The sequence below is a fragment of the Vibrio tapetis subsp. quintayensis genome, assembly GCF_030409945.1.
Taxonomy (GTDB): Bacteria; Pseudomonadota; Gammaproteobacteria; order Enterobacterales; family Vibrionaceae; genus Vibrio; species Vibrio quintayensis.
In genome coordinates, this window is sequence record NZ_JAUFQV010000040.1 from 41,207 (window position 1) to 61,946 (window position 20,740).

General features: G+C 44.0%; 18 protein-coding genes. 8 read left to right on the top strand and 10 right to left on the bottom strand.

Annotation, left to right across the window (positions count from 1 at the left end; all coding sequences use genetic code 11):
• The first annotated feature begins 100 nt into the window (after positions 1 to 100).
• Both fkpB and ispH read left to right on the top strand, forming a co-directional pair.
• Complete coding sequence (gene fkpB / locus QWZ04_RS20860) at positions 101 to 532, top strand: FKBP-type peptidyl-prolyl cis-trans isomerase (RefSeq protein ID WP_290330179.1); 432 nt, start codon at positions 101 to 103, stop codon at positions 530 to 532.
• 61 nt (positions 533 to 593) lie between these two features.
• The gene (gene ispH / locus QWZ04_RS20865) at positions 594 to 1,538 is read left to right on the top strand and encodes a 4-hydroxy-3-methylbut-2-enyl diphosphate reductase (RefSeq protein WP_290330180.1); all 945 of its coding nucleotides are present in this window, start codon (positions 594 to 596) and stop codon (positions 1,536 to 1,538) included.
• A 73-nt stretch (positions 1,539 to 1,611) separates the two neighbouring features.
• Here ispH and QWZ04_RS20870 read toward each other — a convergent pair whose 3' ends face one another.
• The gene (locus QWZ04_RS20870) at positions 1,612 to 3,105 is read right to left on the bottom strand and encodes a carbon starvation CstA family protein (RefSeq protein ID WP_290330181.1); all 1,494 of its coding nucleotides are present in this window, start codon (positions 3,103 to 3,105) and stop codon (positions 1,612 to 1,614) included.
• 237 nt (positions 3,106 to 3,342) lie between these two features.
• On the opposite strand from QWZ04_RS20870, the gene QWZ04_RS20875 reads away from it, so the two are divergent.
• Complete coding sequence (locus tag QWZ04_RS20875; RefSeq protein ID WP_290330182.1) at positions 3,343 to 3,693, top strand: DUF2799 domain-containing protein; 351 nt, start codon at positions 3,343 to 3,345, stop codon at positions 3,691 to 3,693.
• 99 nt (positions 3,694 to 3,792) lie between these two features.
• Here QWZ04_RS20875 and QWZ04_RS20880 read toward each other — a convergent pair whose 3' ends face one another.
• The 3 genes from QWZ04_RS20880 to QWZ04_RS20890 all read right to left on the bottom strand — a co-directional run bounded on the left by QWZ04_RS20880 (position 3,793) and on the right by QWZ04_RS20890 (position 8,038).
• A complete protein-coding gene (locus QWZ04_RS20880) occupies positions 3,793 to 5,619 on the bottom strand; it encodes a putative bifunctional diguanylate cyclase/phosphodiesterase (RefSeq protein ID WP_290330183.1) in 1,827 nt (608 codons plus the stop codon).
• 288 nt (positions 5,620 to 5,907) lie between these two features.
• Entirely contained in the window at positions 5,908 to 6,837 is a 930-nt protein-coding gene (gene murQ / locus QWZ04_RS20885) for an N-acetylmuramic acid 6-phosphate etherase (RefSeq protein WP_290330184.1), read from the bottom strand.
• Positions 6,838 to 6,916: 79 nt separating this feature from the next.
• On the bottom strand, positions 6,917 to 8,038 hold the full coding sequence (locus QWZ04_RS20890; RefSeq protein ID WP_290330185.1) for an anhydro-N-acetylmuramic acid kinase: 1,122 nt from the start codon (positions 8,036 to 8,038) through the stop codon (positions 6,917 to 6,919).
• 101 nt (positions 8,039 to 8,139) lie between these two features.
• Between QWZ04_RS20890 and nagZ the strand changes: the two genes are divergently transcribed.
• Positions 8,140 to 9,126, top strand: a complete 987-nt coding sequence (gene nagZ / locus QWZ04_RS20895) for a beta-N-acetylhexosaminidase (RefSeq protein WP_290330186.1) — start codon at positions 8,140 to 8,142, stop codon at positions 9,124 to 9,126.
• 99 nt (positions 9,127 to 9,225) lie between these two features.
• Here nagZ and btsR read toward each other — a convergent pair whose 3' ends face one another.
• Positions 9,226 to 9,948: a two-component system response regulator BtsR gene (gene btsR, locus QWZ04_RS20900; RefSeq protein ID WP_290330187.1), complete on the bottom strand. Its 723-nt coding sequence runs from the start codon at positions 9,946 to 9,948 to the stop codon at positions 9,226 to 9,228.
• A 7-nt stretch (positions 9,949 to 9,955) separates the two neighbouring features.
• Positions 9,956 to 11,626, bottom strand: coding sequence for a sensor histidine kinase (locus QWZ04_RS20905; RefSeq protein WP_290330188.1), 1,671 nt, complete (start codon positions 11,624 to 11,626; stop codon positions 9,956 to 9,958).
• Positions 11,627 to 11,842: 216 nt separating this feature from the next.
• Between QWZ04_RS20905 and QWZ04_RS20910 the strand changes: the two genes are divergently transcribed.
• On the top strand, positions 11,843 to 12,916 hold the full coding sequence (locus QWZ04_RS20910; protein WP_290330189.1) for a 3-deoxy-7-phosphoheptulonate synthase: 1,074 nt from the start codon (positions 11,843 to 11,845) through the stop codon (positions 12,914 to 12,916).
• 14 nt (positions 12,917 to 12,930) lie between these two features.
• Positions 12,931 to 14,058 (top strand): bifunctional chorismate mutase/prephenate dehydrogenase, encoded by a 1,128-nt coding sequence (tyrA, locus tag QWZ04_RS20915; RefSeq protein WP_290330190.1) that lies wholly within the window; start codon positions 12,931 to 12,933, stop codon positions 14,056 to 14,058.
• Between the two features lie 77 nt (positions 14,059 to 14,135).
• On the opposite strand, the gene QWZ04_RS20920 is transcribed toward tyrA, so the two are convergent.
• The 3 genes from QWZ04_RS20920 to ettA form a co-directional block, all read right to left on the bottom strand.
• Positions 14,136 to 15,194, bottom strand: coding sequence for a peptidoglycan DD-metalloendopeptidase family protein (locus tag QWZ04_RS20920; protein WP_435433643.1), 1,059 nt, complete (start codon positions 15,192 to 15,194; stop codon positions 14,136 to 14,138).
• Between the two features lie 11 nt (positions 15,195 to 15,205).
• The gene (locus QWZ04_RS20925) at positions 15,206 to 15,574 is read right to left on the bottom strand and encodes a PilZ domain-containing protein (RefSeq protein WP_290330192.1); all 369 of its coding nucleotides are present in this window, start codon (positions 15,572 to 15,574) and stop codon (positions 15,206 to 15,208) included.
• A 206-nt stretch (positions 15,575 to 15,780) separates the two neighbouring features.
• On the bottom strand, positions 15,781 to 17,448 hold the full coding sequence (ettA, locus tag QWZ04_RS20930) for an energy-dependent translational throttle protein EttA (RefSeq protein ID WP_290330193.1): 1,668 nt from the start codon (positions 17,446 to 17,448) through the stop codon (positions 15,781 to 15,783).
• Between the two features lie 423 nt (positions 17,449 to 17,871).
• Between ettA and QWZ04_RS20935 the strand changes: the two genes are divergently transcribed.
• A complete protein-coding gene (locus QWZ04_RS20935) occupies positions 17,872 to 19,794 on the top strand; it encodes a transglycosylase SLT domain-containing protein (protein WP_290330194.1) in 1,923 nt (640 codons plus the stop codon).
• Positions 19,795 to 19,868: 74 nt separating this feature from the next.
• Positions 19,869 to 20,165: a trp operon repressor gene (gene trpR, locus QWZ04_RS20940; protein WP_290330195.1), complete on the top strand. Its 297-nt coding sequence runs from the start codon at positions 19,869 to 19,871 to the stop codon at positions 20,163 to 20,165.
• Positions 20,166 to 20,204: 39 nt separating this feature from the next.
• Here the strand turns inward: trpR and yjjX are convergent, their stop codons facing one another.
• A complete protein-coding gene (gene yjjX / locus QWZ04_RS20945) occupies positions 20,205 to 20,735 on the bottom strand; it encodes an inosine/xanthosine triphosphatase (RefSeq protein WP_290330196.1) in 531 nt (176 codons plus the stop codon).
• Positions 20,736 to 20,740: the final 5 nt, after the last annotated feature.

Consider the following 20,740-nt stretch of genomic DNA (forward strand, 5'->3'; position numbering starts at 1 on the left):
CATAATGTGAATAACCCTAAGCGCTGTCCGTTGATTCGGAGGGCGCTTTTTAATATAACAAGGCGTGGCCTTAATCTATAGCACTGAAAGGAACTCAACTGTGACAACAATAAAACAAGATAGCGCAGTAACGCTTCACTTTACTATCAAATTAGAAGATGGCTCTGTAGCCGATAGTACCCACAGTATGGGTAAACCAGCAAAGTTGATCGTGGGTGATGGTAGTTTAAGTGAGAACTTTGAACGTTGCTTGTTGGGCCTACAAGTGGGCGATAACAAATCAATAGAGCTAACGGCAGATGATGCATTTGGCCAACCTAACCCTGACAACGTTCATTATATGGAACGCAGTAAATTCGCTGGCCAAGATAACTTAGAAGTTGGCGTTATCATGGCTTTTGGTGGCCGAGATGGGGCTGAAATTCCAGGTATTATTACTGACATCAGTGGTGAGTCTATTACCGTTGATTTTAACCACCCTCTGTCTGGGCAAGATGTGACTTTTGAAGTTGAAATTTTGTCTGTAGAATAAATTACAAAAACAAGCAGTGGCGACACTGGTTGTTAATAACACACTCGCTATGAGCAATTAAATGAAAATACTGTTAGCTAACCCTCGTGGATTTTGTGCTGGTGTTGACCGAGCAATCAGCATTGTTGAACGTGCACTTGAAATGTACCAACCGCCAATTTATGTGCGCCATGAAGTCGTTCACAACCGCTTTGTTGTTGAAGGCTTAAAGCAACGTGGGGCGGTGTTTGTGGAAGAGTTGTCAGAAGTGCCTGATGATAACATCGTGATCTTCTCTGCTCACGGTGTATCACAAGCTGTCAGAATAGAAGCGAAGCAACGTCAGTTAACGGTATTTGATGCAACCTGTCCACTGGTAACAAAAGTGCACATGGAAGTCGCTCGTGCTAGCCGAAAGAATATGGAAGTCGTGCTGATTGGTCACGCTGGTCATCCTGAAGTTGAAGGAACCATGGGCCAATACGCCAGTGATACTGGTGGCATGTACCTCGTTGAAACGAGCGATGATGTAGAGAAGCTCGATGTGAAAGATCCATCGAACTTCCATTACGTGAGTCAAACGACATTATCGGTTGATGAAACGGCTGATGTGATCACCAAATTGCGTGAAGTTTTCCCTGAAATTCAAGGGCCACGTAAAGACGATATTTGCTACGCGACGCAAAACCGCCAAGATGCCGTTCGTGCAATGGCACAAGAAGTCGACGTAATGATTGTTGTTGGCTCAACCAACTCGTCTAATTCAACTCGTTTGAAAGAGCTGGCTGAAAAGCTTGGAACAGAAGGTTACTTGCTTGACTGCCCAGAGGCGATTGAAGCTAAATGGTTTGAAGGCAAAAGCCTTATCGGTGTGACGGCGGGGGCATCTGCTCCTGAAGAGTTAGTGAATCAGATCTTAGACCGAATTCAAGAGCTGGGTGCGACAGGCGTTGAAGAGCTGCAAGGTCGAGAAGAAAACATGTTCTTCGAAGTACCAAAAGAGCTGCAAATTAAGCAAATAGATTAACCTGTTACACTTTATACACAAAGGGCTCCTACTAGTAGGAGCCCTTTTTTAATGGTGCAGTGGTGAGCGAAGACTAGGATTGAGTGGATTCAACCGCAGGTTTTGTTGCCTCTTCTCCATCTTTTAGTTCAGTATCGCCTTTGCCTTTCGAAATCTTAATCACATAAGCCGTAATGGAAAGTGAACCAATAATGCCTGCAATGGTAGAGATTTGCATTGGGAGACCAAAACCTAGCGTGCTGTTATTCAAGATGAAAGTGATGACAACCGTCGTCATGAAAATAGCTGGAACAGTTGCAACCCAGTGTAGCTTGTTATAGCGAAGCAAGTAAGCCGACGCGGTCCACAGCATCATTACTGCTGTCGTTTGGTTAGCGAATCCGAAGTAGCGCCAGATAATACCAAAATCAACTTGAGTTAAAATGCCACCAATGACGAACAATGGAAGCGCCATCAGTAGGCGGTTACGCAGTGATTTTTGCTCCATGTTGAAGTACTCAGCCAGGATTAAACGGCTAGAACGGAAAGCAGTATCACCTGATGTGATAGGTAGAATCACTACACCTAAGAAAGCAAGTACGCCACCAAATACACCCAGTAAACCAAATGATGCGCTGTACACTACATTACCTGGGCCGCCATTTGCTACCGCATCAGCTAGAGACTCAACAGAACCAAAGAATGATAACGCTAGAGCACACCAAATCAATGCGATAATACCTTCACCAATCATTGCGCCGTAGAACACAAAGCGGCCATTCTTTTCATTTTCGATACAACGAGCCATAAGGGGGGATTGTGTTGCGTGGAAGCCAGAGATAGCGCCACAAGCAATGGTGATGAATAGTGCTGGCCACAATGGAAGGTCGTTAGGATTCATATTGTTAAACATGTCGCTGATTTCAAAACCACCCATAATGGTGTGCTCGTCAGAGAAACCAATCGCGGTGATAAGACCAACAGACATGAAGATCAATAGTGCGCCGAACAGCGGGTAGAATCGGCCGATGATTTTGTCGACAGGAACAATAGTTGCAATGACATAGTAAGCGAAGATGACACCAACCATTGTTGTCATGCTCATGGTGAAATCAGTTTGGTCATTGACTAAGTTTGTGATCATGCCAGCAGGAGCAGATACGAACACCACGCCAACGAGCAGTAATAGGACAATGGCAAAGATGTTCATAAAGTGTTTAGCGCCTTTGCCTAAATAACGACCCGTAATCGTTGGAACCGATGCTCCACCGTTGCGAATGGACAGCATACCAGAAAAGTAGTCGTGTACTGCGCCAGCAAAAATACAGCCAACAACAATCCACAACATCGCCGCTGGGCCATATAATGCGCCCATGATAGGGCCAAAAATTGGACCAACACCAGCAATGTTGAGCAGTTGAACTAAGTACACTTTTTTGTTGGACATCGGGACGAAATCGACGCCATCTTGCTTAGTGTAAGCAGGAGTTTGGCGGTTTTCGTTAATACCAAATATTTTCTCGATAAAAGCACCGTAGATAAAATATCCACCCAGTAACGCGGCAACGCAAAATAGAAACCACAACATTGTTCACTTCCTATGTATAAATGAAATTCTTAGCGTTGATATTAAAACAGCCTTAAGGCAATCACATTCGGATTGGTCGTTAGTGGTAGAATGGCGAAATAAGCGGTAGGGTTGCCGATTAAGTGGTTTCGGCTCATCGAATAGACAGTCAGCGCTGTTATTTAGTTGCATATCTTTCTGTGCTTTGATGTTTTACAGGCTACACTTAACAAGTGGTTGATTTGGTTAGGACAAATAATGAAAAAAATGGTCATGGTTCTTGGGATATGTGGGTTAGTTGCAGGTTGTGTCAGTAGTGAGTCTGATCTTGCAAAATCTGGCAATTGGTACGAAATTGGTTATTCAGATGGCATTAAAGGTCGTACACAGCGCTCTTACCAAATGCTCAGTGAGCTCGGGCAAGTACAATTGTCTGATTACGACGAGGGCTACTTAGCCGGGGTCGATTTATATTGTGACCCTGACCATGCGTTTCAAATCGGTGTGTCTGGAACGTATTATGAAGGTGTCTGTGAGGGGACTGAAGACGCGCAGAAATTTCGTATGGAATGGCAACGAGGTTGGTCCCATGGAAAAGGCACTCAATAACGCTCTTATGTCGGCCCTATTTTATTAAGTTCAGATGCTTTATCTAACCTGCTAATATTTGTCTACCCGAGCCTAACATACCCCGTTGTTAGGCTTTTTTCATTTATGGATTTGCGAAACTTGGATGTCTGATTGTTGAAGCTCTGGTAGAGCTTGTTCCGTGAACAGTTTTGCTATCGCATCAGGCTCTACGGGTCTTGAATATAAATAGCCTTGGTATTTGTCGCAGCCTTCGCTGGCTAACAAAGAGCGCTGCATGTCGGTTTCAACGCCCTCAGCGGTGACCACTAAGTTAAGGTTATGACCTAGCTGAATGATGGTTCTGATCAGCATGTGCGCCTTTGGATCTTCTACACAGTCGTCTACAAACGATTTATCTATTTTTAGAAGGTCTATAGGTAATTGTCTGAGGTAGTTTAAGCACGAGTACTCAACGCCGAAATCATCGATCGCAATTTTGATTCCAAGTGTTCTTAATTTATGGCAAGTGTCCACGATTTGCGAATAGGAAGTCATGATCGCGGTTTCAGTGATTTCTATTTGTAATAAGTTGCCGGGGAACCCAGTCCGAAATAGCGCCTCTTTTATGGTGGAAAAGAGATCGCAGTGAGAAAACTGTACCGTCGACACATTCACTGAAATTGAAATAGGCATGTCGCGATCAAGCCAGTATTTACCTTGCTCGCAAGCTTGGTTGATTACCCATTCTCCAATCGCCACGATCTTTAGGCTATCTTCTGAAATTGGGATGAACTCTGCGGGGCTAATGAACCCAAGTGTAGGATGGTGCCAACGAATTAATGCTTCAACATCAGTAAATTTTCCCTGCTTCAGCTTCACTTTCGGTTGATAAGCTAAAGTGAATTGGTGTGCTTTCAGGGCGTTTTCCAGTTCTTTTTCAATCAAGTAGCGGCGAGCTTTTCGCTCTAACATTTGCTGATCAAACCACGCATAGCAGCCACCACCTTGTTTTTTTGCGGCAGAAATTGCCAACTCGGCATTTCGACACCACATGTCGACTTGGTTTTCCGAGTCCTCGAACAGAGATATTCCAATACTCGAAGTGAGTTTGTGAGTGCGATTTAATATGCTGGCACTTTGCTTAGTCACTTCTAAGATGGATTCCGCAAGTGAAGTAGCTTCCTCTTTGGTATCGGATTGTGCCAATAAAATAATAGAAAAAATATCACCACCGGTTCGGTACAATTTAATGTGGCTGTTGGTGAGTATCGCTAGCTTTAGACTGAGGCTTTTGAGCAGTTGATCAGCAACGTTTTGTCCAAATTGTTCGTTTATGCCTTTGAAATTATCAATATTGATTTGCAATAAAGCATGTGGGCTAGTCGGTTGATCTAATAGTTTTATCTTGGCTAAGTGCAGGTAAAAAGCTTTTCGGTTGCCGATTTGAGTCAGGAAGTCTGTTTCACTCTCTAATTTAAAGTGAGCTGATTTAACGTTTGCTTGGCGCTGAAAATAAACCATTACAGTGGCAAATGAGGTGATGAGTATCAGTTCAATAGCATCTTCGCCGAACTCGCCAAATTCTGCAGGATCCAAATCCAGTAGATATGACGCAATCAATAGCACACAGATGAGTACTGGCCAAATGCTTGCCGGGTATAAAACCAAATAGAGAAGGGGCACTAATATAAACGCTTCCTCTACGTTGTCGATAGACAGGGGTTCAAGTAATCCACCGATGAAAAAGAGGGCGAGAGAGGCGATTGCAGCGATGTTTGTGTGACGTTGCTGCTTGGTGTGAAAAGCGATGAGCATCAATACCGGATAAGCCAAATAGAAAGCGCGGCCTACCTGATGTTCCTGAAACAATGTATAGCTAACTATTGCCGTGCCGGCATAAAAAAAAGTGCTTACCAACATAGTAATTGTCAGAAAGTGCTGACGAATTTTTCGAACTAATGGCATGCATGTCCTCACGGTTTGGGGCAGGTTATGTTTTTTCTTTCAGTGGTCTTGAGCCTATTTAAGCGATTCTAAGTAAGTACAAAGATTCCAATCTATTGACGTTTGAATTGGTTGATCAATGAATAAATTGATTATGTCAGCTGTAAGTATAGGCATTATGTTATCGGAATGTATAAAGCTAGCAGAAAAAGTGGCAATAAAGTGTGAGAAAATAAGCAAAAGATGGATTAGCTATGTGCAATGTAAGGACGAAACGCCCTTACATTGCAAAGTGTGTGCTGAGTGTATTTAGTTATTGGTATCTAACGCATTAACGGCCTGACGTAAAAAGCCTTGTTGATGCTCGAGTTGATGCTTGGCCGTGTTGACATCGACTCCTGTGAGTAGCATTAAAATAGCCACTTTGGCATCGTAATCGGACTGAATAAGCGCGGTTTCTGCGTCTGTTTTACCACAGTCTGTGGCTTGCATGACAATGCGTACCGCACGGGCAACCAGTTTTTTATTGGTGGCTTTCACATCCACCATTAAGTTTTGATAGCTTTTTCCTAGACGGATCATACTGGCTGTCGTCAGCATATTGAGGATCAGCTTTTGAGCAGTACCTGACTTTAACCGTGTCGACCCTGTTAGAGCTTCAGGCCCTACGACGGGGCTAATAGCAATATTAGCAATATCCGCTATAGGAGAATCAGGGTTACACGATACCGCCACGGTTTTTGCTCCTAAACGATTCGCGTAATTGAGCCCGCCGATGACATAAGGTGTTCGGCCACTGGCTGCGATACCTACAACGACATCTTGTGACGTTAGATTGATCGACATGAGTTCCTCTTCACCTAAGCTTACTGAATCTTCAGCGCCTTCCTTTGCTTTAAACATGGCTTCTTTACCGCCCGCAATAAGGCCAACCACCATTTGATCGTTGACGCCAAAAGTAGGGGGGCATTCAGAGGCATCCAATACACCTAATCGGCCGCTTGTTCCTGCCCCGAAATAGATTAACCGCCCGCCCTGGGTGAAAGCGTGAGTGATGACATCCACCGCCTCAGCTATTTGTGGCAGAACCTGTTTTACTGCGATGGGCACTTGCTTATCTTGCTGATTGATTTTTTCTACGATTTCAAGCGAAGAAAGCAAATCTATATCCATGGTTTCTGGATTTCTTCCTTCAGACACAAGGTGAGAAAGCGCAGTAATCAATGCATCATTGGTCATGACTGTATTCCTTAAACTGACGATGTTTATTTTTATATTGTTATGTAATTTAGTGTGTTGTTTTTAGACTCGTCTGACTCTAAGCGGGATAAATAACGCCCAAAGAAGCGAGTTGTGATGCTCCGGTTACTTCAGGCACATTGCTAGGCAAATTATGCTGCCTACGATAGGCCAGCCATGCAAACGCCATGGCTTCCATATAATCGCTGTCGACGCCTTTATTGCTGGTAGTACCCACTAACCAGTCAGGAAGTGATTTTTGTAAGCGTTGCATCAACAGTGGATTGCATGCTCCGCCGCCGCACACAACGAGTTCGGGTTGTGTGCCATGTGCGTACTTACGCACTTCGTTAGCGATGCTGACTGCGGTGAATTCCGTCAATGTAGCTTGGATATCACATGGGGCTAAATTTTGCTGGGAAGCAAAGCGAGTTAATTGAGCGTTCAGCCAGTCTAAATTAAATAACTCGCGACCGGTGCTTTTGGGAGGAGATAGTGACAAGTAAGGTTCTTCGAGAAACTGGTTAAGCAGGGCATTATTAACGTTTCCGCTTAAGGCGAACTCGGCGTTATGGTCATACTTTTTACCTTGTTGCACGTTGATCCAGGCGTCCATTAGCATATTACCTGGGCCTGTATCGTAACCAACAAGGGGGTTATCTGGGTGGAGTACTGAAATATTAGAAATGCCACCAATATTCAGCACCACAACACTGGCGTCTTGTGCTTCAAATAATGCACGATGAAATGCAGGCACCAGTGGCGCACCTTGACCACCCAAAGCCAAATCTTTACGACGGAAATCTGCAATGGTCGTGATTTGGGTTATCGTAGCAATGATATTGGCATCACCTAACTGCATGGTAAATGGTGTAGGGCCTGTAGGCTGATGAAACAGCGTTTGACCATGGTTACCAATCGCGCAGACATCACTTGGCTTTGTATTGCTTTTTTCAAGTAGAGACAGGACCGCATCGGCAAATAGATGGCCGAGTTGGTGGTCTAGGCGCCCAATGGTTTCTATGTTGGTTGCTTGATTTAGGCACACAGCAAGTAGCTGTTCTTTTAGCTCATGTGGCATCGGGGTGAAGTCATGATCAAGTAAGGTCGTTTGGCCGTTTTTAATGCTAACCAGTGCACAATCGACCCCATCCATACTTGTGCCAGACATTACTCCGATATAAAGCTCTGCGTCTTTCATTCATTCGTTCCTTAAAAAGCGATGCAAAACCATTGTAATGCAAAATTAAACCGAATAGTCTCGATAACTTAGCGAAATTTATACGATGCTTGGAGATAAAAATGGGACCGCTTTGGCTAGATGTAGAAGGTTGTGAGTTAGATGCAGAAGAAAGAGAGCTTTTACAGCACCCAACCGTAGGTGGCGTCATTTTATTTGCGCGAAATTATCATGACAATAAGCAGCTATTAGCGTTAAACAAAGCCATCCGAAAAGCTGCGAGTCGACCAATTCTGATTGGAGTTGACCAAGAGGGCGGTCGAGTTCAGCGTTTTAAAGACGGATTTAGCCGTATTCCTGCTGCGCAAGACTTTGCTAAGCAAAAAAATGGCGTTGAGCTTGCAACCCAAGCGGGGTGGTTAATGGCGGCAGAGTTGATCGCTCATGATATCGACTTAAGTTTTGCCCCAGTGTTGGATCAAGGGCACGAGTGTAAAGCCATTGGTAGCCGGGCATTTGGCGAAGACTTCTCTACTATCGTTTCCCATAGTAATGCTTTTATGCAAGGCATGAAGCAAGTCGGTATGGTAACGACAGGTAAGCACTTTCCTGGTCATGGTAATGTGATTGCCGATTCTCACCTAGAAACCCCGATCGATCCTCGTGATAACGTTTTTGCCCAAGATATGGCGATATTCAAAGCTCAAATTGATGCTGGTGTACTCGACGCCATGATGCCCGCTCATGTTATTTATCCTCATTATGATGACCAGCCAGCTAGCGGCAGCGATTTTTGGTTAAAACAAGTATTGCGCCAACAGCTTGGCTTTAAAGGCATCGTCTTTTCTGATGACCTAGGTATGGAAGGGGCGAAAATAATGGGCAGCGCCGCGCAACGAGCTAAACAGTCACTGGATGCGGGTTGCGATATGATCTTGATGTGCAACCATCGACCGTCAGCGATTGATGTGTTAGATAATTTAGCAATTACTAGCTTACCGCAAGCAGATACGTTGTTAAAATCGCAGTCATTTGGAATGGCAGATCTTAAGTTGAGCAGTGAATGGAAATTGGCAACGGAAGCGATGAAGCCATTAACTAACTTATAGGTTGGTTAAAAGTGGATAGAAGCCGTCTTGTAATATGCGTTAGAACGAAAGTTTTCAGCTCTAACGTATATTTTATCATCTAGGGGGCTATTAATTCGCTTAGTGAAAACCGAGTGTTTCTTTCAGGCTTTTTAGATAACGTCGACTGACAGGCACTGGGTGACCACTTACCGTAATGATTTCGGCTAAACCGTGCTCTAACAGCTTTATCTCCCTGATGCATTTGGTGTTGACCAAATACTGGCGATGGCAGCGTAATAACGGTGTTTTTTGTTCCAATACCTTTAAGGTCAGTTGGCTGGTGGCCGTTTGCTGAGCGGTTTTGACTTGTACACCACTGATATCGGTATAAGCAAATTCGACATCAACAATGGGGATAATAACAATTCTGTTGTGCCCAATGCATGGAACTTGGCTTAATGTACTTGGTGTAATAGCGTTGATATTTGGTTGGGACTTCAACTCACCGGTTTTTACTAAACGAGCGACGCTTTTTTTCAGCCGGCTAGGCTCTATAGGTTTTAGCAGGTAATCAAAAGCATTGTCTTCAAAGGCCTGCAGCGCATACTGATCGTAAGCCGTCACAAAAACAACATTCGGCATGGTATCGGGGTCAAGCATCGCAAGCAGTTCTATACCTGATATTTGTGGCATGTGGATATCCAAAAAAACCACATCAGGTTTTAGCGCATTGATTTTCTTTAATCCTTCAATCGCATTGCTGGCCTGATCAATTACCTCAATTTGCTTGGTCTCGATAAGAAGATCGATCAGCTCTTCTCGAGCAAACAATTCGTCATCTATGACGATGGCAGTTAGCATAATGGCCTCATGTCGTTGTTGGAATAACAAAACTCATCCGAGTATAGCAATCTGTTTTGCAATCTATCTTCAGCGCCGAATTCTTACCGAGTAAATGCGTAAGCCTTTTATCGACGATCTCGAGACCTAGTCCTTGGTGGTCTGCTGGCGGTGCAGTATAACTGCCTGCATTGTCTTCGACTATGATGCGCACCCCTTTTTCTAGCGGTTGGCTGTAAATGTGAACTTGACCGCCTTCTAGTAAGTGAGAAACGCCGTGCTTGATGGCATTTTCGACTAAAGGCTGCAACGTGAAACTGGGGATGGTGTATTCCAGTAGATGCTCTTCAATGTCGATTTTTACATCAAGTCGATCACTAAAGCGCGCTTTTTCAATGGTTAAGTAAGAATTAACGTGTGCTAACTCTTCTTTAAGACGTACTGTCTCAATGTTTTGTTTTAAATTGCTGCGGAAGAATTGTGATAAGTGCTGAATAAGCTGACGAGCCTTATCTGGATCTCTGCGGATAACGGCACTGATGGTATTGAGCGCATTAAACAGAAAGTGCGGGTTAACCTGTGCGTGCAATAATTTAAGTTCAGCTTGGGTGAGCAGCGTTTGTTGCTGTTGGTAATCACCATACAATATTTGGCTAGACAGTAGCTCAGCTATTCCCTCTGCCATCGACATATTAATGGTAGAAAAGAGCTTGTTCTTCGGCTCATAGAGTTTGATTGTGCCAACCACTTCATTACCCGCTCGTAATGGAATGATAAGAGCCGACCCTAATTTACAACTTTGAGAAAGCGAGCACTGATATGGGGTTTCAGCACCATCAAGATAAATGATGTCGTTTTTCTCAATGGAATCTAATGTGCATTGAGAGGAAATTGGGGTATTGGGTTTGTGGTGATCATCGCCAATGCCAACGAAAGCAAGAATCTTGTTTCTATCGGTTATCGATACTGCCCCTACATTTGTCTCTTCATACACGATTCGAGCAATTTTCTCCGCATTGGTCGTATTAAAGCCATCGCTTAATACCCCAACGGTACGCTCTGCTATGGTAAGGGCTCGCCGAGAAAAGGTAGCTGAATATTTCTCGAAGATGGTTTTTCGGTCTTGAATGATGCTCATGAATAACATCGCACCGACAGAGTTAGCGATGATCATCGGCGCAGCAATGTCTGAGACCAGTTGATACGCTTGGTCGAACGGTTTGGCGACCAGTAAAATAATCAGCATTTGAACAATTTCTGCAAACAAGGTGATCGAGAAAACAATCATTGGGTTAAAGAGCTGATCTCGTTTATCTTTTCGCAAATAATAACTATGTAATAGGCCACCAATTAGCCCTTCGGCTGTGGTGGAAATAGCACAAGCAATGTCTGTAAACCCACCGAGACTATATCGATGCAACCCGCCAGTGAGGCCTACTGCAAAACCGACAAAAGGCCCACCAAACAGCCCTCCCATAACGGCGCCAATTGCCCGTGTATTGGCAATGGCATCATTGATCTGCAAACCAAAGTAGGTGCCCATAATGCAAAACAGAGAAAACACCACATAGCAACCTAGGCGATGGCTTGGTCTGGTTGATATATTCAGCAGTGGCAAAAACAGCGGTGTCTTGCTAAGCATGTATGCGAGCATAAGGTAGACACACATTTGTTGCAGCAGTGAAAGAATGAGATCCATATACACTCATAAAAGTTGGTTTTAGTTTATTTTAAGGGACTTTTCTCATAAATAGCGTGATAACGACAATAAAACTTGGGTGTAATGCTTTATTTACAGTGATGTTTTTTTAAATTTACACTTGAAAAGTGTTTGTATACTGTTATTTTATCATCAATAGAGATTGATAAGCCCATTTTATTTTATGGGTGTAACTTAAAGTTTACAGGTGTAGAGATGCAAAAAAGTGAATTAAGCAACATCCATATTAGCGGCGAACAAGTTCTAATTACTCCAAATCAACTAAAAGAAAAGTTGCCGTTAAGCGAAAAAGGACGCCAGTTCATTCAGTCTACGCGTCAAGACATATCCAACATCATTAAGAAGACGGACCACCGTTTATTAGTGGTGTGTGGTCCCTGCTCAATTCATGATGTTGATGCTGCATTGGAATACGCTAAGCGTTTAAAGGCGCTTCAAGAAGTGGTTGGCGATCAGCTTTACCTTGTGATGCGAGTTTACTTTGAAAAGCCTCGCACCACCGTTGGTTGGAAAGGCCTAATCAATGACCCGCATTTGGATGGGACGTTTGATATTGAGCACGGTCTGCATGTGGCTCGTCGATTGTTAGTCGAGTTAGCCGAAATGGAAATTCCATTAGCAACTGAAGCGCTTGATCCAATCAGCCCTCAATACTTAGGGGATACATTCAGCTGGTCGGCGATTGGTGCTCGTACTACTGAATCACAAACACACCGTGAAATGGCCAGTGGCTTATCAATGCCAGTTGGCTTTAAAAATGGCACAGATGGTAGCTTATCGACAGCAGTTAACGCGATGCAAGCGGCGTCTTCTAGCCACCGTTTCATGGGTATTAATCGTGATGGTCAAGTTGCGCTTCTCACCACACAAGGCAACCCTGATGGGCACGTCATTTTACGTGGCGGTAAGCAAACCAACTACGACTCAGTTTCAGTGAATGAGTGTGAGCAAGAATTGGCAAGTCAAGGCTTAGATGCTGCCCTGATGATTGACTGTAGCCACGCGAACTCTCGCAAAGATTACCGCAGACAACCTCTTGTAGCAGAAGATGCCATCCATCAAATCCGTGAGGGTAACCGTTCTATTATTGGTCTAATGATTGAAAGTCATATTCATGAAGGCAATCAGCCGTCAGATATCCCACTAAATGAGATGAAATACGGTGTATCGATTACGGATGCATGTATCAATTGGGATTCAACTGAGGCACTATTAAAGCACGCACACCAAGAGCTTGTGCCGTTTTTACAGAATCGTTTGAAGGACTAATAAGGTAGTACGGGATGGCCGTTGAACTGAATGAATTAAGGGATCAAATTGATCTTGTCGACAAGCAGATGCTTGATTTGCTTGCTCAACGTTTGGCTTTGGTTGAAAAAGTCGGTGAAGTTAAAAGTAAGCATGGCTTACCGATTTATGTTCCCGAAAGAGAAGCATCAATGCTGGCCTCTAGGCGCGCTGAAGCCGAGAAACAGGGCGTGCCACCACAGTTGATTGAAGACATACTTCGTCGCACGATGCGCGAGTCCTACACCAGTGAAAAAGACTCAGGTTTTAAGTGTTTGAAGCCTGACCTTGGCACGGTAGTCGTTGTGGGTGGTCACGGCCAATTGGGTAGTGTGTTTGTTCGTATGTTTACCCTTTCTGGCTACGAAGTTAAAATTTTAGGCAGCAAGGATTGGGGTCGTGCGGATGAAATTTTAGACGGTGCTGGTCTGGTTGTTGTCACCGTTCCGATTCACCTGACTCAAAGTGTAATTGGTCAATTATCTAACTTACCGAAAGACTGTATTCTATGTGATTTAACGTCGGTTAAGTCTGAGCCGTTGAAAGCCATGCTGGCGTCCCATGATGGCCCAGTCGTTGGTTTACATCCTATGTTTGGTCCTGATGTACCAAGCCTAGCGAAGCAAGTCGTCGTGTATTGCGATGGGCGTGAAGCAGATGCTTATCAGTGGCTACTTAAGCAGATTGAAATTTGGGGTGCGAGTCTTTGTCATATTGACGCGCAAGAGCACGATCAAGGCATGACGCTGATCCAAGCTCTGCGTCACTTTACGTCATTTGCTTATGGTTTACACCTGAGCGGTGAGAACCCAAATCTAGATACTTTGGTTGGGCTAAGTTCACCAATTTACCGTCTGGAATTGGCAATGGTTGGTCGACTGTTTGCACAAGATCCAAATCTCTACGCTGATATCATTATGTCATCGCCAGAAAACATCGCGATGATCAAACGATTCCACCACTGCTTTGGTCAAGCGATCAACGTACTAGAGGCAAAAGACAAGCAAGCCTTTGTTGATAGCTTTGAGAAAGTAGGTGAGTGGTTTGGTGATTACTCACAGCAATTCATGAGTGAGAGTCAAAGTTTGCTCAAGCAAGCGAATGACGCACTGCATCGCGGTTGATGATCTTAAGTAGAATCAGAATAAAAAAAGAGCGGATATCCGCTCTTTTTTTGTTAGTGCTTTCCGCTGGCATCAGGCTACTGAGTTATCGCAATATCCACTGAAGTATGGCTGGCGGTTTCTGGTGCGACGATAGTTTCAGACTCTTGTGGCTCGTTAACCGCAGGCTGCTGAGTCAACAATACTTGTTGCTTAACCACGTTGTTCACGACATCCAATAGCGCACTCCAGTTGATGCTGCGCTCATTCTCAAACATTTGATCGAATTGTTCTGCATTCCAGTTTACAAAGTTAGCTGGGTTCAGAGTGCGACCTAAAAATCGAACTTCGTAGTGTAGGTGGGCGCCGGTAGAAATTCCGGAGTTACCACATTGTCCTACTAAGTCCCCTTTACTAATAAACTGGCCGCTACGGACGTTGAAGCTCTTCATATGCGCGTAAGACGTCATGAAGCCGAACGAATGACGAAGCTTCAAATAGTTGCCGTAACCTTGCTTGCTTGGTCTTGTAAACTCAACCACACCATCAGCAGGAGCGTAAATAGGTTCGCCGCTTTGACATGTCATATCTAGACCACGATGAAAGTGGCGCTTTTTGGTAATTGGATGAGTCCGGTAGCCATACTTAGATGAAATTCGACGAAACTCCATTGGTGCTTGGTTTGGGATCAACCTAAATAATGTTGCTCTTACTGCAGAGTCAATGGCGGCCGCATCGATGCGATCTTCCAAAGATAAAGTTGATAGTTCTTCACTGTCTTCTGCGCCTAAACCGAGCACACTCTCTACATCATTAACACGTTGACCTAGACTGACTATCTGACCTTTCTTGTCTTCAAGTTCCTGAGCTAGGCTATGGTTTGTGATGATCTGAGCTTGATAAAGCGTTTCAAACTGTTCACTTTTACCATCGAGATAGCCAATTTGCTGTTGCGCAGATTCAAAGTTAAGCTCCATTTGGTCGAGCTTTGATTTCTGCATCTCTTGATAATCGATGTAGTAAAAGTATCCGTACACGAGCAGTGCAGGGCTAAGGGCAATAAAAAGCAAAAAGGCCCAAACGGCCTTTCGTGTCATGTGGAAATATTCTTTTCCATTTCGAGTTGGTATCGAAATTTGTATCGAGTTGTTAGGCATGGTTCTACTACTTAAGCACCTAAATCGGACAGCTGCTCAATTTCTCTGTGTAAAAGGGTTTCGTCGCCAACGTTAAGTTCAATAAGTCTTTTTAAATGACTTATGCTATCTATATCAATATGTTGAATGCTAATTCGAATGTAATTTTCATTTAGCTCGACGATTTCGGCCTGCAATGATAACACAACATCACTTTCTGGCAGGGTAAAGTGTACGTCCATCGGTAAATTTTGGTCCAACTGGTCTCGTTCATCTGGTGATGAAAGTAGCAAACCGTGTAGAGAAAGATCGCGTAAATTCGCATTCAGCACTACATCACCTTGCTTGAGCTCGGCGGGGGCTTGGTAAATCACACGAGAAAATCGGCGGCGTTCAATCATAACTGGCTCTCTATTTATACAAATTGGTCTATTTCTAATCATAGCGCTTGTGTTGTAAAAATAGTGCCTAATGACACAAAATTGTGATGGAAATAAACAATCGTCATTCGTGCTTGGCACATCGCCATTTTAGTCATATAAAAAAAGGCCACCCAAAGGCAGCCTATTGTCATACTGAGTCAAAGTTACTTATATGATGATAGAAGTTACTTAGTGATGCGCTTGTATTTGATGCGGTGTGGTTCTGCAGCTTGAGCGCCAAGGGTTTGTTTCAACCAGTCAGTGTACTCAGTGTAGTTACCCTCATAGAAGTTCACTTGACCTTCATCGCGGTAATCTAAAATGTGCGTCGCGATACGGTCCAAGAACCAACGGTCATGCGAGATAACCATTGCACAGCCAGGGAACTCGAGTAGAGCCTCTTCCAGTGCTCGTAGTGTTTCTACATCCAAGTCATTGGTTGGTTCATCGAGTAGCAATACGTTGCCGCCTGCTTTAAGCAGTTTTGCTAAGTGAACACGGTTACGCTCACCACCAGACAATTCGCCGATGATCTTTTGCTGGTCGTTACCCTTAAAGTTGAAACGAGAGCAGTAAGCACGAGCTGGGATTTCGAAGTTGTTGATCTTAATGATATCAGCGCCTTCAGAGATCTCTTGGAATACGGTTTTGGTGTCGTCCATGCTGTCGCGGAACTGATCTACTGAGGCGAGTTTTACTGTTTCACCAAGTTCAACCGTACCTGAATCCGGCTGCTCTGCACCACTTAGCATTTTAAATAGTGTTGATTTACCAGCACCATTGGCACCAACGATACCGACGATAGCACCTTTAGGCATGCTAAATGACAGGTCATCAATAAGAACGCGGTCACCGAATGATTTCGTTAGGTTCTTAACATCGAGAACTTTGTCGCCTAAGCGCTCACCAGGTGGAATGAACAATTCATTTGTTTCATTACGCTTCTGGTATTGGCCAGTGGTCAGTTCTTCAAAACGAGCCATACGAGCTTTAGATTTAGCTTGGCGGCCTTTAGGGTTTTGACGTACCCACTCAAGTTCTTTCTCAATGGTCTTTTGACGAGCGCTTTCACCAGATTTCTCTTGCTTCAAACGTTCATCTTTTTGTTCTAGCCAAGAAGTGTAGTTACCTTGCCATGGGATACCTTCACCACGGTCAAGCTCAAGAATCCAACCTGCTGCGTTATCAAGGAAGTAACGGTCGTGGGTAATCGCCACAACAGTACCGCTGTAATCAACAAGGAAATGCTCAAGCCATGCAACAGATTCTGCATCTAAGTGGTTCGTTGGTTCATCAAGAAGCAGCATATCTGGCTTTTCTAGAAGCAAACGACAGATAGCAACACGACGACGCTCACCACCGGATAGGAATTCAATTTTCGCATCCCACTCAGGAAGACGAAGTGCGTCAGCAGCACGCTCTAGAGCTGTTTCTAGGTTGTGACCATCTTTTGCTTGAATCAGCGCTTCTAGTTCGCCTTGTTCTTTCGCAAGGGCGTCGAAGTCTGCGTCTGGTTCTGCGTAGGCTGCGTACACAGCGTCAATACGCTTGAGTGCGCCAGCAACATCAGAAACCGCTTCTTCTACAATTTCGCGAACAGTCTTAGATTCATCTAAAACAGGCTCTTGAGGCAAATAACCAACATTTAGACCAGGTTGTGCGCGAGCTTCACCGTCAATGTCAGTATCAAGACCAGCCATGATACGCAGTAGGGTAGATTTACCTGAACCATTTAGACCTAAAACACCGATTTTAGCGCCAGGGAAAAAGCTAAGAGAAATGTCTTTAAGGATTTGACGCTTAGGTGGCACAGTTTTGCTCACCCGAGACATGGTATATACGTATTCAGCCATTGCCGATCTTTCCTGTTTCATCAAAAAATTCAGCGTATTTTATACCAATGTGACTCAGTCGTGTTGATCTTTCGAACTGATTTGTCCATCAAAGCTCAATACAGCCAAGAAATGTCAGATTAGTCCAAAGTTATTTCTAGCTTTTGATGAGGAAAACCTCGTTATGTCATGTTTAGGGCATTTTTACATTCTGTAGCAAAAGGCGGGGAACTTGTATGTGATTATTCCGGTCTTCTGATGTAGCGTGGTACAAAGTCATTGATTCGTCACATAACCAAGTTAGCTTTTTCTTTTGGTGACTACCCGTTGTTGTGAAAACTTCATGAATGGGTTAATGATAATAAACTAGACTCATAAATATCGTATTTAAAATTGCCTCAGCGAGTGGATGAATGAGGCAATGCATTCTAAGGAAAATGATTCATGCGTCAGGCTCTATATGGATTAGCCATTACCCTTCTTAGCAGCACCTATGTTTCTGCTAATGATTCTACTAACATTGAACATCAACGGGAGCTGTACCTTAAAGCTCAAAATCTTTTGGATGAAAAAAGCGTCGCTGAATATCTAAGTATGCGCGACCAGATAGCCGATTACCCTTTAACGCCTTATGTCGATAACCGAGTCTTCAATTTGGATATCGGTAAGCGCAGTATTGATGAGGTTGCGGCCTTTAAAAAATCTCATCATGAGTTTCCTTTTTCTAGTCGAGTTCGAGCCAATTATCTTGATGGGTTAGTGGCAAATAATCAGTGGAAAACGCTGTCTCAATACCAAACGTATGAACCGAGAGGGGAGACGTATCAATGTTATTACTACACGGGGTTACTTAAGCAAGGTCAAAAATCGAAAGCATTTAAAGGTGCGCAATCTCTTTGGTTGAAAGGGAGCAGCGTTACCGATGCGTGCGATGATCTATTCGAAGCTTGGCAACAGGCAGACTTGCTTTCAGATGATCTGATTTTGCAAAGGTTAGTGTTGGCATTTGAAGCGAGAAATTCAAGTATGATGAATTACTTGATGAAGCTACCTGATGGCAAGCAAGCAAAAGAAACGGCGAGTAAATATAAGAAAGTATTCAGCTTGCCTGAATCGGTGGGCATTTTTGCCAAAAAAGAGTACGTCACCAAGCTAAACCAAGATGTTGCTATGCTTGGCTTTAAAAAGCTGGCGCGAAAAAGTGCCGAAAAAGCGGTAGAGCAATACGAACTTGTGGTGCAAGGTCAAAAGTTAAACGAAACTCAGCGTCAATCTTTAGCGGAATACGCGGCTATTCGCCTAATGAATACTGATTCACAAAGCCTGACTAAATGGCGTGATGACGTAATGGCCAAAAGCGCTCAGGCTAGCATTATTGAAAGGCGTATCCGTTTGGCGTTGCGTTCGGCAGATTGGCAAGCAGTAGAGCGTTGGATTCAGTTACTGCCGACGAATGAAAACAAAGATATGCGCTGGCAGTACTGGCTAGCACGGTCAGAGATGGAATTGGGAAGAAAGAGCGCGGGAGAGCAACGACTGAACAGTATTATTGGTAAGCGCCACTACTATAGCGTTGTTGCGGCTCAAACTCTTGGCGTGCCAGTTCAATTCGATATCCACAAAAGTTCTCCAGATCCCAAAGCCATCGAAGCCTTTCAGTCAACATTGGATCGGATCAGTGAACTGATAGCGCTAGACAAAATAACAGCGGCGAAAAGTGAATGGCGTTGGTTGTTAGTGCGTGCTAATAAAGACCAAATCAAGGCATTAGCACACTATGCCTCGAAGAAGAGCTGGCATCATCTAACCGTCAAAGCATCCATTGAAGCCAAAGCTTGGGATGAAATCTATTTAAGATTTCCGGTCGCCCATAGCTGGTGGTTTAATTTTTATGGCGATAAGTTTGAAGTAGAGCCTCTCACGCTAATGTCATTGGCAAGGCAAGAGAGTGGGCTAGACAGTGCAGCGCGTTCTCCGGTGGGGGCAAGGGGGATCATGCAAATTATGCCTGCCACTGCTAAATACACCGCCAAAAGATTCAAAATCGATTATGACGGACCGAATGAACTTTACACCGTGCAAAAGAACATCGAAATAGGTACTCAGTATTTAAGTAGCTTGCTGAATCAATATGATGATAACCGCATCTTTGCTTTTGCGGCCTACAATGCGGGCCCACACCGGGTAAAACGCTGGCGTAACACCACCGATGAAAAGTTAGATGCTTACGCTTTCATTGAAGCAATTCCATTTAACGAAACTCGCGGTTATGTGCAGAATGTATTGATGTTTGAATCGTATTACCGACACATTACCGCTAAGCCAGCGAGTTTTTTGACCACAAATGAGCGTTCAACGAAATATTAGCCTTAAGGGGAGGTGACGTGTTCCGTCACCTCAGAGTACAATGTTTCTAAACAATCAGTTAAGAGAACCTAACTATGTCGGAACAAGCAGAATTTTCTGATTGGCAAGATATTTTAGCACTTGTAGAGCGAGCAACTCATGAGAAGCAGCATGAGATGCTTCTGACAATGCTTATGACGCCAGATGAACGAGAGGCGCTCATTGCAAGAGTGAACATATTGAATGAGCTGCTGAAGGGGGAGAACTCCCAACGTCAGGTTAGTCAAATGCTAGGGGTGGGGATTGCAACGATAACTCGTGGCTCTAATGAGTTAAAAAGTAAAAGTGAACATGAAAAGCAGCAGCTTCAAAAGCTACTGCAATCTGACTGATCCTTATACTCAAAAGAGTAGATTTACTTCAGGTTAATTTTAGAACAGTTCAACATTAGTAAAAGGGATCAAGGCCAAGATCAAAGCTTGCTGATAGACAGAACTACGAGTGAGCTGATTTTGCGTTAGTAAACCAATCGCCCCGCCTTTTTGCTTGATATTTTCGGTACCAAACACTGTGTCCATCACGTCCCCTAGCTCATATCCTGCATGTAGTTGTTCGATAACCTGAGGTGGTAGCATCAAACTTGATGAGCGAGATTCACCGCGCTTGAGCGGTTGATTGCTCTCTTGGCTCTCAATGATCATCCAGGCAAACGTACAATTGCCTTCAAAGCCTGCCTCTAAGCCAACATAAAAATCAGCCTGCGGTTTTACATGCTTAGCGTTACGAACTCGATTAAGTGCGCCTAGCTTGGTTTCTGAATCCGTCATCGGTTGATCGGTCACCTCACTGGCAACCGAAACTCCCTCAAACGTAAACACACCACCAGAGAATGCTTGCTCAAAAGCATTTTTAACGGCATTAATCTTGGCTGGGTTAAGCGACGCAATGATGACAGTTTTCATAGTTT

Excerpts from the sequence above, each read along its gene's own strand:
- ispH (WP_290330180.1), top strand. The coding sequence starts at position 594 with ATGAAAATACTGTTAGCTAACCCTCGTGGATTTTGTGCTGGTGTTGAC.
- QWZ04_RS20870 (WP_290330181.1), bottom strand. The coding sequence starts at position 3,105 with ATGTTGTGGTTTCTATTTTGCGTTGCCGCGTTACTGGGTGGATATTTT.
- QWZ04_RS20875 (WP_290330182.1), top strand. The coding sequence starts at position 3,343 with ATGAAAAAAATGGTCATGGTTCTTGGGATATGTGGGTTAGTTGCAGGT.
- QWZ04_RS20880 (WP_290330183.1), bottom strand. The coding sequence starts at position 5,619 with ATGCCATTAGTTCGAAAAATTCGTCAGCACTTTCTGACAATTACTATG.
- murQ (WP_290330184.1), bottom strand. The coding sequence starts at position 6,837 with ATGACCAATGATGCATTGATTACTGCGCTTTCTCACCTTGTGTCTGAA.
- QWZ04_RS20890 (WP_290330185.1), bottom strand. The coding sequence starts at position 8,038 with ATGAAAGACGCAGAGCTTTATATCGGAGTAATGTCTGGCACAAGTATG.
- nagZ (WP_290330186.1), top strand. The coding sequence starts at position 8,140 with ATGGGACCGCTTTGGCTAGATGTAGAAGGTTGTGAGTTAGATGCAGAA.
- btsR (WP_290330187.1), bottom strand. The coding sequence starts at position 9,948 with ATGCTAACTGCCATCGTCATAGATGACGAATTGTTTGCTCGAGAAGAG.
- QWZ04_RS20905 (WP_290330188.1), bottom strand. The coding sequence starts at position 11,626 with ATGGATCTCATTCTTTCACTGCTGCAACAAATGTGTGTCTACCTTATG.
- QWZ04_RS20910 (WP_290330189.1), top strand. The coding sequence starts at position 11,843 with ATGCAAAAAAGTGAATTAAGCAACATCCATATTAGCGGCGAACAAGTT.
- tyrA (WP_290330190.1), top strand. The coding sequence starts at position 12,931 with ATGGCCGTTGAACTGAATGAATTAAGGGATCAAATTGATCTTGTCGAC.
- QWZ04_RS20920 (WP_435433643.1), bottom strand. The coding sequence starts at position 15,194 with ATGCCTAACAACTCGATACAAATTTCGATACCAACTCGAAATGGAAAA.
- QWZ04_RS20925 (WP_290330192.1), bottom strand. The coding sequence starts at position 15,574 with ATGATTGAACGCCGCCGATTTTCTCGTGTGATTTACCAAGCCCCCGCC.
- ettA (WP_290330193.1), bottom strand. The coding sequence starts at position 17,448 with ATGGCTGAATACGTATATACCATGTCTCGGGTGAGCAAAACTGTGCCA.
- QWZ04_RS20935 (WP_290330194.1), top strand. The coding sequence starts at position 17,872 with ATGCGTCAGGCTCTATATGGATTAGCCATTACCCTTCTTAGCAGCACC.
- trpR (WP_290330195.1), top strand. The coding sequence starts at position 19,869 with ATGTCGGAACAAGCAGAATTTTCTGATTGGCAAGATATTTTAGCACTT.
- yjjX (WP_290330196.1), bottom strand. The coding sequence starts at position 20,735 with ATGAAAACTGTCATCATTGCGTCGCTTAACCCAGCCAAGATTAATGCC.